Below are 13,978 nucleotides of genomic sequence, written 5' to 3' on the forward strand. Positions count from 1 at the left end.
TCAGGCGCCATCTCAGCCGGTCAGCGCCGCCACATCGACCGGGTGCTCGACCCACTCGATGTCGGGATAGCGCTTGAACCACGACACCTGCCGGCGCGCGTACCGACGCGTCAGCGCCTGCGTCTCGGCGATGGCCTCGTCCTGCGTCATGTCACCGCGCAGCTGCGCGAGGGCCTGCGCATAGCCGATCGCTCGCGACGCGGTGACGCCGCGCTCGATGCCGCTGACGCGCAGGCGCTCGACCTCATCGAGCATCCCGTCGCGCCACATACGCTCGACGCGCCGGTCGAGTCTCTCGACGAGAACGTCGCGAGCGGTGTGCAGACCGATGACGCGCGTCGACGGATGCCAGAGTTCCGGCTTCTCGGGGAGCACCGCGCCATGCGTGACGCCACCCTGCTCGATCACCTCGAGCGCTCGCACGATGCGGCGGCCGTTCTTCGGGTCGATCCTGGCGGCCGCGCCCGGATCGACCTCGCGCAGCCGTTCGAAGAGCGCTCCGGCGCCGTTCTCATCGAGCTCCGCCTCCAGCCGCGCCCGGACGGCGGCATCCCTCGGCGGGAAGCGGAAATCGAAGATCACGCTGGAGACGTACAGACCCGACCCGCCGACGAGGATCGCGTCGCCGCCCCGGGCGCGGATCGCGGCTATCGTCTCGCGGGCGAGCGGCTGATACCAGGCGACCGCGGCCTCGTCTGTCACCTCCCGGGCATCGAGCAGATGATGCGGGATGCCTCGCCGCTCGTGCGTCGACAGCTTCGCCGTGCCGATGTCCATGCCGCGGTACAGCTGCATGGCGTCGGCGTTGACGATCTCGGCGGGATTGCCCAGACCACGCAGGTGCTCGGCGAGGTCGAGAGCCAGATCGCTCTTTCCCGTTCCGGTCGCCCCGACGATCGCCCAGAGCCTGGGCGAGGCGCCAGCGCGAGCAGACCCGAGGGTCAAGATCCGACGGGGCGCAGGGTCGGCAGACCGAGCGAGACGGCGCGCGGTGCACCCGCCTCCCCGACCGCCGCGGGAACACCGCACGACGCCGCCTGTGCGCGATCCCACGCATCTCCGCCTCGCGTGCGGCGGATGCGCAGCGGCGCACCCGTCGGGTCGTCGGCCAGCAGGTGGAACGGCGCCCCGTGCGTGATCCTGACCGTGACGGCATCGCCAGGCCGGGGCAGCTCCGACCCTGGTGTCACCTCGAAGTGCACGAGGCGATTGTCTTCCGCACGACCGGTGAGACGGTGGGTCTCGGCGTCTTTCTTGCCCTCGCCGACCGACACGAGCACCTCGACCTCGCGGCCGACCTGCTTCTGGTTCTCCTCGAGCGAGATGCGCTCCTGCAGCGCGATCAGCCGGTTGTAGCGCTCCTGCACGACGGCCTTGGGCACCTGGTTCTGCATGGTCGCGGCCGGCGTGCCCTCGCGGATGGAGTACTGGAAGGTGAACGCGCCCGAGAAGCGGGACTGCTCGACGACGCGCATCGTGTCTTCGAAGTCCTCGTCGGTCTCGCCGGGGAAGCCGACGATGATGTCGGTGGTGATCGCGGCGTGCGGAATACGCTCGCGCACGCGCTCGATGATGCCGAGATAGCGCGAGCTGCGGTACGAGCGGCGCATCGCCTTGAGGATGCTGTCGCTGCCCGACTGCAGCGGCATGTGCAGCTGGGGCATCACGTTGGGTGTCTCGGCCATGGCGTCGATGACGTCGTCGGTGAACGCGGCCGGGTGCGGGCTGGTGAAGCGGATGCGCTCGAGGCCCTCGATCTCGCCCGCCGCACGCAGCAGCTTGCTGAACGCCTGGCGGTCGCCGAACTCGACACCGTACGAGTTGACGTTCTGACCGAGCAGCGTGACCTCGATGGCCCCGTCTTCGACGAGCAGACGGATCTCGCTCAGGATGTCGCCGGGACGGCGATCCTTCTCCTTGCCCCGCAGGCTCGGAACGATGCAGAACGTGCAGGTGTTGTTGCAGCCGACCGAGATCGAGACCCAGCCGCTGTGCGCTGAGTCCCGTTTGGTCGGCAGGGTCGAGGGGAAGACCTCCAGCGACTCGAGGATCTCGAGCTCTGCCTCGCCGTTGTGACGTGCGCGCTCAAGCAGGCCGGGGAGCGATCCCATGTTGTGGGTGCCGAAGACGACATCGACCCAGGGCGCCTTGTCGAGCACGGCCTGCTGGTCCATCTGCGCGAGGCACCCGCCGACGGCGATCTGCATCCCCTCGTGCTTGTCCTTTCGGGACTTCAGGTGGCCGAGGGTGCCGTACAGCTTGCCGGCGGCGTTGTCGCGGACGGCGCAGGTGTTGATGATGACGATGTCGGCCTCGTCGCCGGCATCCGCCCGCACGTATCCGGCACTCTCGAGCGAACCCGACAGGCGCTCGGAGTCGTGCACGTTCATCTGGCAGCCGAAGGTGCGCACCTCGTAGGAGCGACGGCGCCCGTCGGCGGTGATCGCCGCGTCGGAGGGCGCGATGATCGTCGGTTCGGAAGAGAGAGAAGACATGGTGAGTCCATTCTACGAGCCGCCCGGCCAGATGGCCGAGCGGCTCGTGGAGTGGATGCTCACTCGGAGTCGACGAACCGCACGCCCGAGGGGTGCGCTGTGGACGGCCTGCTCGAGGCGCGCCGCACGCCGACCTCGCCCAGGGCCGTGCGGGCGGCGTCCATCGCGACCGAGCCGCCGTAGCCGCGACGGGCGAGCTGCCCGTGCAGTCGGCGCAGCGCCGTGTCGTAGTCGAGGCGGCTCATGCCGGATGCCTTGCTGCGGGCGAAGTCCAGTGCCCGCTCGGCATCGTCGTCGGGCAGCTCTGCGAGTGCGTCGTCGATGATGTCTCGCGCGATGCCGCGCTGCGCCAGCGAACGAGCCAGGGCGATGCGCCCCTGCCCCTTGCGCTCCGATCCGGAGATCACCAGCAGCGACGCGAGCGTGTGATCATCGAGATAGCTCCTGCGCAGGAACTCGTCGACGACGTCTTCGACCGCGTTCCGATCGAGGCCGTTCTCCCGCAGCACCGACCGCGCCTCCGAGACCGACAGCTGCTTGGCTCGCAGTCGGCGCACCAGCGCCGCCTCCGCGCGCTGACGGATCTCATCGGCATCCGGTTCGCTCGGCGCAGACACGTCGTGCTGATCACTCGGATCGTCGACCCGTGGTTCTGGCTGCAGGGGTGCGGCCTCCACGGAGCCCGTGGAGGGACCGGCACCCCGCGTGCCGCCGAACAGCGGGATGACAGGAGCGATCCTGTCGTTCGAGGACATCACGCCGGACGGCGCTCGGCGAGCTCGTCGACGGTGGCCTCCGCCTTGACGCCGACGCCGAGCTTCTGCTTGATCTGCGTCTCGATCGCCATGGCGATGTCGTCGTTCTTGATCAGGAAGTTGCGCGCGTTCTCCTTGCCCTGACCGAGCTGGTCGCCGTCGTAGGTGTACCACGAGCCGGACTTCTTGACGATGCCGTGCTCGACGCCGAAGTCGATGAGGCTGCCCTCTCGCGAGATGCCGATGCCGTAGAGGATGTCGAACTCCGCCTGCTTGAAGGGCGGGGCCATCTTGTTCTTGACGACCTTGACGCGGGTGCGGTTTCCGACCGCCTCGGTGCCGTCCTTCAGCGTCTCGATGCGACGGATGTCGAGGCGGACAGAGGCGTAGAACTTCAGCGCCTTACCACCGGCCGTGGTCTCGGGCGAGCCGAAGAACACGCCGATCTTCTCGCGCAGCTGGTTGATGAAGATCGCGGTGGTCTTGGTCTGGTTCAGGCCACCGGTCAGCTTTCGCAGCGCCTGCGACATGAGTCGGGCCTGCAGACCGACGTGCGAGTCGCCCATCTCGCCCTTGATCTCCGCCTCGGGGACGAGGGCGGCGACGGAGTCGATGACGACGAGGTCGATCGCGCCGGAGCGGATCAGCATGTCGGCGATCTCGAGCGCCTGCTCACCCGTGTCAGGCTGCGAGACGAGCAGCTGGTCGATGTCCACGCCGAGCTTGCGTGCGTACTCGGGGTCGAGCGCGTGCTCGGCGTCGATGAACGCGGCGATGCCCCCCGCACGCTGGGCGTTGGCGATCGCGTGCAGCGTCAGCGTGGTCTTACCGGACGACTCGGGTCCGTAGATCTCGATGATGCGTCCGCGGGGCAGACCTCCGATGCCGAGGGCGACGTCGAGGGCGATCGACCCGGTCTGGATGACCTCGACGGGGGCGCGCTCGTCGCTGCCCAGTCGCATGATCGATCCCTTGCCGAACTGACGCTCGATGTGCGCGAGTGCGGAGTCCAGGGCCTTCTCGCGGTCGTCGGTGGATGGCATGACGTGCTCCTCTGTATCTCGAAGTTCTGCCGCCTGTAGGCTGTCGCGGCCGTTCCGGATGGAGTGACTCTGCGACAAGGCGCATGGCTCAGTGCCACATCCTTCACCGTAGGAGCGGCCACCGACATTCGGTCGGCGACAGCGTCTGATGTGGAGAAGATGACCTCAGGACCACTTGTGCAGAACATTACGCGGCCGTCGAACACATCTTCGACGACACGCCGGAATGAGCTGTCCGAGTTTCGTTTCAGCGCTCGCGCGGCTCGAGCCGTCCCACACCGTACCGACGCGTGGGTGGTACGTCCGCCTCGTCGCACAGCGCGACCCAGATGTCGCGCGGCGGCACACCGGCATCCAGTGCCTCACGTGCTGTCCGCCCGAGCGAGCCGAGGATGAGGTCGTGCACGAGCGAGTCCGCGCGGCCGCCGAACTCGTCGTCGACCGCGCGGAGGAACTCGCTGCGTCGCATGGGGAGGGTGCGCCGGGGCGTCAGTGCAGCGACAGCTCGGGCTCGACCTCGGCGACGAGGTCGTCCGGAACCACATCCGGGAAGGGGCTGAGGCCCTCGAGAACGGAGATGCGGTCGCCCACTTCGCGCATGATCGTCGAGATGGGCACATCCAGCGCTTCGGCGACCGAGGCGAGGATCTCGCTCGACGCCTCCTTCTGACCGCGCTCGACCTCGCTCAGGTAGCCGAGGGCCACGGAGGCCTTGCTCGCGACCTGGCGCAGGGTGCGCCCCTTCTGCAGGCGGAAGTCCCGCAGCACATCGCCGATTTCCTGTCTGACGAGGATCATCGGAACCTCCTCTCCTTTGCGTCACCTGGAGTCTGCTCCGAGGGGACGGCCAGTCTAACCCGATCGGGTGTCGTTGAATCTACTGTTTCTCGCTGTGCTTGAGTTGTGAGTACGCGACGTGTCACGTAGAGGAGAACCTCGCCCGCCGCGGGGCTATTCCCGCACCGCCGCCAGCGCTTCCGCCAGTGCCGCGACCGTCGCCCACTCGCGGATCTCAGCCCGCGTTCCCTCGAACCGGTACGGGATGCTGCGGACGCCGTCCGGTGAGGCGATCCCGATGTGCACCGTGCCGACCGGCTGACCATCGGGCGAGTCGGGACCGGCGATCCCCGTCGTCCCGATGCCGACATCGGCCGGGCGCCCGTCGACGGCCACGGCGCGCCGCACGCCTTGGGCCATCTGCGCGGCCACGTCGGGATGGACGGCCCCGTGCTCGGCGAGCAGCGCGGCGTCGACCCCGAGCAGGGTGTGCTTGACCGGTGTCGCGTACGCGACGACCCCGCCCAGCAGGGTCGCCGAGGCACCGGGAACGGATACGACCTGAGAGCAGACCGCACCTCCGGTGAGCGACTCCGCCACGCCCAGCGTCCAGCCCCGCTGACGAAGAGCGGCGACCAGCAGCTCAGCCTGGGTCATCCGCTCCTCCGGCGGCCGCGCACCTGCGCGACGAGATAGTCGATCCCGCTCGCGACGGTGAGCACGAGCGCCAGGATCATCAGCACCTGCGTGACGACCACCCAGGCGGCCTGACCGACGAGACCGTGCAGCGGAAGCAGCGCCCAGCTCAGCGCGACGCCCTGCACGACGGTCTTGATCTTGCCCATCCAGGCCGCCGCGACCACGTGCTCGTGCACGAGAGTGAAGCGATGGATGGTGATCGCCCATTCCCGCACGAGGATCACGATGATGATCCACCACGGGACCTCGCCGAGGATGGCGAGTCCGATGAAGCCCGCGCCGGTGAGCAGCTTGTCCGCGATCGGATCCCACAGCTTCCCGAAATCGCTCACGATGTCGTATCTGCGTGCGAGGTAGCCGTCGATCCAGTCGGTCGAGATGGCGAGCACGAACAGGCCGGCAGCCACCCAGCGAAGCACGATGTCGTCGGCGCCGAACGTGCCGGCCAGCAGCAGGAGGATGAAGAAGACGACCGCGAGGGGGATGCGGGCGATCGTGATCGCGTTGGGAAGCTGCCGTGGAATGGTCATCAGTCGCGTCCCGTCAGTCCCCAGGCGTCTTCGTCGCCGTCGTCATCGCTCTCGACCACGGGCAGGCCCTCGAACTGCTCGGCCACCGGGTCCCGCCCGTACGGATCACCGCCGGCGGATGCGCTCGCAGACGCGGTGGCAGGCGCGGCCGGCGCCGGTGCATCCTCTCCGCGCAGCTTCGCGAGCACGCCGGGCAGCTGCTCGGAGGTCACCAGCACGTCGCGGGCCTTCGAGCCCTCGGAGGGCCCGACGATCTCGCGCGACTCGAGCAGATCCATGAGTCGACCGGCCTTGGCGAAGCCGACGCGCAGCTTGCGCTGCAGCATCGAGGTCGACCCGAACTGCGACGACACGATCAGCTCGGCCGCGGCGAGCAGCAGCTCGAGATCGTCGCCGATGTCCTCGTCGACCTCCTTCTTGCGTGCCTCGGCCGACTCCTGCACGTCGGGACGGTACTCCGGCCTGGCCTGCTGCGTGACGTGCTTGACGACCGCGGAGATCTCGGCCTCGTCCACCCACGCGCCCTGCAGCCGGAAGGGCTTCGACGACCCCATCGGCGAGAACAGGGCGTCACCCTGACCGATCAGCTTGTCGGCGCCGGGAGCGTCGAGGATGACGCGGCTGTCGGTGACGCTCGTCACGGCGAACGCCAGACGTGAGGGCACGTTCGCCTTGATCAGACCCGTGACCACGTCGACGCTGGGGCGCTGCGTGGCGAGCACGAGGTGGATGCCCGATGCTCGCGCCAGTTGAGTGATGCGCACGATCGAGTCCTCGACGTCTCGAGGGGCGACCATCATCAGATCGGCGAGCTCGTCGACGACGACCAGCAGGTACGGGTACGGCTTGAGCACGCGCTCGCTGCCCGGCGGCACCTGCACCTCGCCCGCGCGGACGGCCTTGTTGAAGTCGTCGATGTGACGGTAGCCGAACGACGCCAGGTCGTCGTAGCGCATGTCCATCTCCTTCACGACCCACTGCAGCGCCTCGGCGGCCTTCTTCGGGTTCGTGATGATGGGGGTGATCAGGTGCGGGACGCCCGCGTAGTTGGTCAGCTCGACGCGCTTGGGGTCGATCAGCACCATGCGCACATCCGCGGGCCTGGCGCGCATGAGCAGGCTGGTGATCATCGAGTTGACGAAGCTGGACTTTCCCGACCCGGTCGATCCTGCGACGAGGAGATGCGGCATCTTGGCCAGGTTCGCCACGACGATGTTGCCGCCCACGTCCTTGCCGACGCCGATCGTCAGGGGGTGCGTGCTCTTCTGCGCCGCGGTCGAGCGCAGCACGTCGCCGAGCGCGACGGTCTCCTTGTCGATGTTGGGGATCTCGATGCCGATCGCGCTCTTGCCCGGGATGGGCGACAGGATCCGCACGTCGTTCGATGCGACCGCGTAGGCGAAGTTGTTGCTCAGCTGCAGGATCTTCTCGACCTTGACGCCGTGGCCGACCTCAACCTCGTACTGCGTGACCGTCGGACCGCGCGAGAAGCCGGTGACCTTCGCATCGACCTTGAACTGCTCAAGCACGCTGGTGATCTGCTCGATCGTGCGGTCGGTGGCATCCGAGCGCACCACCGGCGGCGGTCCGGACTTCAGGACGGCGGTCGAGGGGAGCACGTAGGGCGCGGCCGGCGCGTGGATCCCCTTCTCCCCCGGGCCCTCCGTTCCGAAGCCGTCCAGGCCGGGCAGCTCTCCCGTGGAGCCCGAGTCGTCGAGCAGTGCGGTGGTGTTCTGCTCGCCGAGCAGCCCGGTGAGGGCGCTGACGTCGGAGAGCACCTCGGTCGCCGCATCCGCTCCGGCGTGCACGGTCGGCTCGTCGTCGACGATGACCGCCTGGTCGTACGCCGTCTTCTGCGCCGGCTCGTCGAAGAGCGCCGTGATGGCCTGGGAGTCGACGTCGTCGTCCGGCGTCTCCTCTCGCCCGCTCTTGTTGCGTCGCCACCACGGGAGCGCATCGTCCTTCTCGGCGGCGTCGTCGTCGGCTGCGGCGGCCTCTTCAGCGGTCGGGCGAAGCGGACGCTCCGCGCCGAACATCCACGCGTACAGGTCGCCCAGTCGCTCGCCGATGCGGTTCGGGGGCGTCTTGGTCAGGATCAGGATGCTGAGCGCCGTCAGCATCGCGAGGACGATGTACGCGACGACCGGGGTCAGGAAGGCGAGCGGCTCGCCGAGCATCCATCCGAAGAGGCCCCCGGCGGCGCTGAGCTCCGGCATCCCGTCGCGCGGCTGCGGCCGGACGATCGTGCCGGTCGCGCCGACGACGCCAGATGCGACGTGCAGGATGCCGGCGAGCGAGAGCACGAAAAGTCCGAACCCGATCCCGATCCGCCCGTTGTCATGCACCGACGAGGGATGCCGGAACAGCCACCCCGCGAGGAGCAGCAGCAGCACGGGAAGCACGAACGCCACCCGACCGACCAGCAGACCCCAGGTGAACGCGCTGATGTTCTGCGCGACGACGTTGCCGATGAAGAACCACTCGACGACACCGCCGACGATCGCGAACAGCACGAGCAGCAGCGGGAAGCCGTCGCGTCGCTGGTCCTTCTCGAGATTCTCCGGGCCGAAGGCGCGGAACAGTCCACCGACGCCGTGCGCGAGCCCGAGCCACATGCGCACGCCGAGTGGCGGCCGCTCGGCCTCGTCGATGTACTTCTTCGGGGCCGGAGCGGCTTTCGCGCTCGATCGAGCGGGCGTCTGCCGCTTCGGGCGAGACGAGCTCGCGCTCTCGGACGCGCGCTCGGACTTGGTGGTGCTCCTGGCCATGTGTTCCACGGTACGGCCGACCGCGGACAACCGCCCGCAGTGACGCGGCTTTGCGCGGTATCAGGCCTCGATCACGAGCGGCACGATCATCGGGCGACGGCGCAGCTTCTGGTTCACCCAGCGTCCGATCGTACGGCGGATGATCTGCGAGAGCGCGTGGTTGTCGCGCACCCCGTTGCGGGCGGCCTCTTCGAGCGCGGCGACGATCTTCGGCGTGATGTCGTCGAAGACCCGGTCGTCCTCGGCGACGCCGCGCGCGTGGATCTCGGGGCCGGACACGATGCGCCCGGTCGAGGAGTCCACGACGACGATGATCGAGACGAAGCCCTCTTCGCCGAGGATGCGGCGGTCCTTGAGGTCGGCGTCGGTGATGCCTCCCACGGTCGACCCGTCGACGTACACGAAGCCGATGTCGAGCTGACCGGCGACCCGAGCCTCACCGTCGCGCAGGTCGATGATGGTGCCGTTGCCTCCGACGATCGTGCGCTCCTCAGGCACACCGGTGGCCTGCGCCAGCTTGGCGTTGGCGATGAGGTGACGGTACTCGCCGTGCACCGGGAGCACGTTCTTCGGCTTCAGGATGTTGTAGCAGTAGATCAGCTCGCCGGCGGCGGCATGGCCGGAGACGTGCACCTTGGCGTTGGCCTTGTGCACCACGTCGGCGCCGAGCTTCGTGAGCCCGTCGATCACGCGGTACACCGCGTTCTCGTTGCCGGGGATGAGGCTCGAGGCGAGGATGACGGTGTCGCCGTCGCCCGGCTCGATCGCGTGGTCGAGGTTGGCCATGCGGCTCAGCACCGCCATGGGCTCGCCCTGCGACCCGGTCGACATGTACACGATCTTGTCGTCGGGCAGATCGCGGGCCTTCTTGTAGTCGATCAGCACGTTCGCGGGCACCTTGAGATAGCCCAGCTGCTCGGCGATGGTCATGTTTCGCACCATGCTGCGGCCGAGGAACGCCACGCGACGCCCGTGGGCGTGCGCGGCGTCGATGACCTGCTGCACGCGGTGCACGTGGCTGGAGAAGCTGGCGACGATGACCCGACGTCGTGCCTTGCCGATGACCTGCTCGAGCACAGGTCCGATCGACCGCTCGGTGGGCGTGAAGCCGGGCACGTCGGCGTTGGTGGAGTCGACGAGGAACAGGTCGACGCCCTCCTCGCCCAGACGCGCGAAGGCGCGCAGGTCGGTGATCCGCCCGTCGAGGGGCAGCTGGTCCATCTTGAAGTCGCCGGTGGCGAGGGCCAGTCCGGCCGGGGTGCGGATGGCGACAGCCAGGGCATCCGGGATCGAGTGGTTGACCGCGATGAACTCGAGGTCGAACGGTCCGACCTCCTCCTCCTGACCCTCCTTGACGGTGAGGGTGAAGGGCTTGATCCGGTGCTCCTTGAGCTTCGCCTCGACGAGCGCCAGCGTGAGCCCCGACCCGATCAGCGGGATGTCCTGCTTCAGGCGCAGCAGGTACGGCACCGCGCCGATGTGGTCTTCGTGGCCGTGCGTGAGCACCACGCCGACCACATCGTCGAGCCGGTGCTTGATCGGCTCGAAGTCGGGCAGGATCAGATCGACGCCGGGCTGGTGCTCCTCGGGGAAGAGCACACCGCAGTCGACGATGAGGATCTTGCCCTCGTACTCGAACGTGGTCATATTGCGCCCGACCTCGCCCAGACCGCCCAGCGGGGTGACCCGCAGCGTTCCGGGGGCGAGCGGCTCGGGTTCGGCGAGGGGGAAGGACATTCGGTCTCCTCAGGCGGGCAGACGAGGCCCGGTCATGTCGTCGTCAGCGCGAAACCGCGCTCATCGTGTGGTGCCGTGCACCTTGGGCAGTGCGCCGCCCGCGGCCGCGTTGCGGTCGGGACGGAAGTTCGAGAAGTCCGCGCCGGCGACGTCCGTGACGAGGGCGAGCTCGTCCTCGATGAGAGCCGCCTCCCACTCCTCCGGTCCGACGAGGGGCAGACGCACGCGCGGGCTGTTGATGCGACCGAGCCCGTGCAGGATGTACTTGGCCGAAACCGTGCCCGGCACGTGCGTCATCGCGGCCCGCACCAGCGGCTCGAGCCGCTTGTGCTCGGCGGTCGCGGTGGCGAGGTCGCCGCGGTTCACCGCGTCGACGATCGTGCGGTACGGCGCGGAGGTGATGTTGGCGGTGACCCCGATCATGCCGGTTGCCCCGATCGACAGGTGCGGGAGCACGTTCGAGTCGTCGCCGGAGAAGTACATCAGGTCGGTCTGGTTCAGCACGCGGCTGACCTCGCTGAAGTCGCCCTTGGCGTCTTTCACCGCGAGGATGTTGGGGTGCTTGGCGAGGCGCAGGATGGTCTCGTACTTGATGGGCACGCCGGTGCGACCGGGGATGTCGTAGAGGATGACCGGGAGGTCGGTGGCGTCGGCCACGAGCCGGAAGTGGGTCAGGATGCCCGCCTGCGTCGGCTTGTTGTAGTACGGGGTGACGATCATGATGCCGTCGGCGCCGGCCTTCTCGCTGGCCTTGTACAGCTCGATGGCGTGCGCGGTCTCGTTGGATCCGCCGCCGGTGATGATCTTCGCGCGTCCGGCCGAGACGTCCTTGCCCACCTCGACGAGACGGATCTTCTCGTCGTCGGTGAGGGTGGAGGTCTCACCGGTCGTGCCGGTGACGACGATGCCGTCGGCACCGTCGCTGATGACGCGGTCCATGTGCTTCTCGGTGGCGGGCCAGTCGACCTCTCCGTCGGCGGTCATCGGGGTGACCAGCGCGACGAGCACCTGTCCGAAGGGATTATCCGCGTGCGTCATCCTCTCAGCGTAGCGTTTCAGTGCCTGGCATCCGGACCGCGCGTCAGACGCGGCCTCGACGCGCGACGCCCGAGGTCAGCCGGCTGGGCAGCAGGCGCGCGAGCGCGACGATGAGCTTGTACCGCAGCGACGGGATCGACACGGGTCGTCCGAGCGCGGCATCCCGCAGTCCGGCGCGCACGACGCGCGGCGCATCGAGCCACATGATGGCGGGCACGCCCTCCTGCCCCGGGGTCAGTCCCATCCGCTCATGGAAGCTCGTGTGCGTGAATCCGGGGCACAGCGCCGTCACGCTGACGCCGTCGCGCCCGTACTCGTCGTTCGCCCACCGGCTGAACCCGATCAGCCACGACTTGCACGCGGAGTAGGTGGAACGGGAGATGAAGCCGGCCACGGACGCCACGTTGATGATCCGCCCGCCTCGGCCGCGCATGGCGCGGATGGCGGCGTGCATGAGGCGCATCGACGCCTCGACGTGCACACGCAGGTGCCGCACCTCGTCGTCGATCAGGTTGTCCGCGAAGTGCAGGGGCAGGCCGAAACCGGCGTTGTTGACGAGCAGGTCGACGGGCGCGGCGGAATCGGCGACGCGGTCCGCCACGCGCTGCACCTCGGTGTCGATCGCCAGGTCGGCGACCATCACCTCGACGTGCACGCCGTGCTCGTCGCGCAGCTGCGCCGCCAGCGTCTCGAGGGCGTCTGCGCTGCGCGCGACGAGCACGAGGTCGGCATGACGCGCGGCGAGCTGGCGCGCGAACTCCGCGCCGAGTCCGGCGCTGGCTCCGGTGATGAGTGCGGTGGGCATCAGTGCTCGTATCCGAGGAAGCGGTATCGGATGCCGGTGCGGGACGTCTGCCACTCCCCCTCGTCGATCAGACGCCAGCCGTCGACCGACGGCGCGTACGCGTCGCCGTCGACCTCGATGTCGAGCTCGGTGACCTCGAGGCGGTCGGCGTCGCCGATCACCTGCCGGAAGATCTCCGCTCCCCCGATGATCCACACCCGCTCCTGACCGCGCACGGCCTCCGCGATGCCGGCTGCCCGGCGCGCGCCCTCCGCGCTCCAGTCCTGACTGCGCGTGACGACGATGTTCTCGCGGTCCGGCAGGGGGCGGAAGCGCTCGGGCAGGGAGTCCCAGGTGCGCCGGCCCATGATCACGGGCGTGCCGGAGGTGGTCTCCTTGAAGTGCGCGAGATCCTCCGGCACGTGCCAGGGCATCCCTCCGTCGGCGCCGATCACGCCGCCTCTTGCCTGCGCCCAGATGAGTCCCGTCCAGGTTCCCCGGGTGGGCACGGCGCTCACACCGCCACCGCCGCACGGATCGCCGGGTGGTGCTGATAGCCCTCGACGACGAAGTCCTCGTAGCGGTAGTCGAGGATCGACTCCGGCCTGCGCGCGAACCTCAGCGCGGGGTACGGGTACGGTTCCCTGGACAGCTGCTCGCGCACCTGCTCGACGTGGTTGTCGTAGATGTGGCAGTCGCCGCCGGTCCAGACGAAGTCGCCGGGCTCGAGACCGGTCTGCTGCGCGACCATGAGGGTCAGCAGCGCGTACGAGGCGATGTTGAACGGGACCCCGAGGAACAGGTCGGCGCTGCGCTGGTAGAGCTGGCACGACAGCCTGCCGTCGGCGACGTAGAACTGGAACAGCGCGTGGCACGGAGCGAGCGCCATGTCGGGGATGTCGGCGGGGTTCCACGCCGAGACGATGAGCCGGCGCGAGTCCGGGGTCGCCCTGATCTGGTCGATGACCTGCGACAGCTGGTCGATGCTGCCGCCGTCAGGCGTCGGCCAGGAGCGCCACTGCACTCCGTACACGGGGCCGAGGTCGCCGGACTCGTCGGCCCACTCGTCCCAGATGCTCACGCCGTTCTCCTGCAGCCAGCGCACGTTCGAGTCGCCGCGCAGGAACCACAGCAGCTCGTAGGCGATCGACTTGAAGTGCACGCGCTTGGTGGTGATCAGAGGGAATCCCTGCGCGAGGTCGAACCGGATCTGCCGACCGAAGACGCTGGTGGTGCCCGTGCCGGTGCGATCGTCCTTGTGGGTGCCGGATTCCAGCACGTCACGCAGCAGATCTTCGTAGGGTGTCGGCACGACTGCACTCATGCCAGCAACGATACGTCACGGGATGTCA

At 68.6% G+C, this 13,978-nt stretch carries 14 protein-coding genes; all 14 read right to left on the minus strand.

All coding sequences use genetic code 11. From position 1 onward, the window contains the following. Window positions 1–12 precede the first annotated feature (12 nt). Window positions 13–945 carry a tRNA (adenosine(37)-N6)-dimethylallyltransferase MiaA gene (miaA, locus tag H9633_RS00580; protein WP_191711737.1) on the minus strand — a complete coding sequence of 311 codons (933 nt, stop codon included), beginning with the start codon at window positions 943–945 and terminating at the stop codon, window positions 13–15. Then, on the minus strand, window positions 942–2,495 hold the full coding sequence (gene miaB / locus H9633_RS00585) for a tRNA (N6-isopentenyl adenosine(37)-C2)-methylthiotransferase MiaB (protein ID WP_191711738.1): 1,554 nt from the start codon (window positions 2,493–2,495) through the stop codon (window positions 942–944). The genes miaA and miaB overlap by 4 nt, the downstream gene beginning before the upstream one ends. 59 nt (window positions 2,496–2,554) lie before the next feature. Further along, window positions 2,555–3,112 carry a regulatory protein RecX gene (locus tag H9633_RS00590; protein WP_318247157.1) on the minus strand — a complete coding sequence of 186 codons (558 nt, stop codon included), beginning with the start codon at window positions 3,110–3,112 and terminating at the stop codon, window positions 2,555–2,557. A gap of 137 nt (window positions 3,113–3,249) precedes the next feature. After that, window positions 3,250–4,293 (minus strand): recombinase RecA, encoded by a 1,044-nt coding sequence (gene recA / locus H9633_RS00595; RefSeq protein WP_071642386.1) that lies wholly within the window; start codon window positions 4,291–4,293, stop codon window positions 3,250–3,252. Window positions 4,294–4,540: 247 nt separating this feature from the next. Beyond that, entirely contained in the window at window positions 4,541–4,762 is a 222-nt protein-coding gene (locus H9633_RS00600; protein ID WP_071642383.1) for a DUF3046 domain-containing protein, read from the minus strand. A gap of 20 nt (window positions 4,763–4,782) precedes the next feature. After that, entirely contained in the window at window positions 4,783–5,091 is a 309-nt protein-coding gene (locus H9633_RS00605) for a helix-turn-helix domain-containing protein (protein WP_071642381.1), read from the minus strand. Between the two features lie 153 nt (window positions 5,092–5,244). Further along, window positions 5,245–5,727 carry a CinA family protein gene (locus H9633_RS00610; protein ID WP_191711739.1) on the minus strand — a complete coding sequence of 161 codons (483 nt, stop codon included), beginning with the start codon at window positions 5,725–5,727 and terminating at the stop codon, window positions 5,245–5,247. Continuing rightward, a complete protein-coding gene (pgsA, locus tag H9633_RS00615; protein WP_071642376.1) occupies window positions 5,724–6,299 on the minus strand; it encodes a CDP-diacylglycerol--glycerol-3-phosphate 3-phosphatidyltransferase in 576 nt (191 codons plus the stop codon). The genes H9633_RS00610 and pgsA overlap by 4 nt, the downstream gene beginning before the upstream one ends. Then, window positions 6,299–9,067: a DNA translocase FtsK gene (locus H9633_RS00620; protein WP_191711740.1), complete on the minus strand. Its 2,769-nt coding sequence runs from the start codon at window positions 9,065–9,067 to the stop codon at window positions 6,299–6,301. The genes pgsA and H9633_RS00620 overlap by 1 nt, the downstream gene beginning before the upstream one ends. 60 nt (window positions 9,068–9,127) lie before the next feature. Then, entirely contained in the window at window positions 9,128–10,804 is a 1,677-nt protein-coding gene (locus H9633_RS00625; RefSeq protein WP_191711741.1) for a ribonuclease J, read from the minus strand. 60 nt (window positions 10,805–10,864) lie between these two features. Next, window positions 10,865–11,842, minus strand: coding sequence for a 4-hydroxy-tetrahydrodipicolinate synthase (dapA, locus tag H9633_RS00630; RefSeq protein ID WP_071642370.1), 978 nt, complete (start codon window positions 11,840–11,842; stop codon window positions 10,865–10,867). A 43-nt stretch (window positions 11,843–11,885) separates the two neighbouring features. After that, complete coding sequence (locus H9633_RS00635) at window positions 11,886–12,647, minus strand: SDR family NAD(P)-dependent oxidoreductase (RefSeq protein ID WP_191711742.1); 762 nt, start codon at window positions 12,645–12,647, stop codon at window positions 11,886–11,888. Further along, on the minus strand, window positions 12,647–13,060 hold the full coding sequence (locus tag H9633_RS00640) for a dihydrofolate reductase (protein ID WP_225211081.1): 414 nt from the start codon (window positions 13,058–13,060) through the stop codon (window positions 12,647–12,649). Before H9633_RS00640 ends, H9633_RS00635 begins: the two co-directional genes overlap by 1 nt. 80 nt (window positions 13,061–13,140) lie before the next feature. After that, on the minus strand, window positions 13,141–13,950 hold the full coding sequence (locus tag H9633_RS00645; RefSeq protein WP_191711743.1) for a thymidylate synthase: 810 nt from the start codon (window positions 13,948–13,950) through the stop codon (window positions 13,141–13,143). Between the last annotated feature and the right edge of the window lie 28 nt (window positions 13,951–13,978).

The sequence above is a fragment of the Microbacterium commune genome, from assembly GCF_014836945.1.
Lineage (GTDB): Bacteria > Actinomycetota > Actinomycetes > Actinomycetales > Microbacteriaceae > Microbacterium > Microbacterium commune.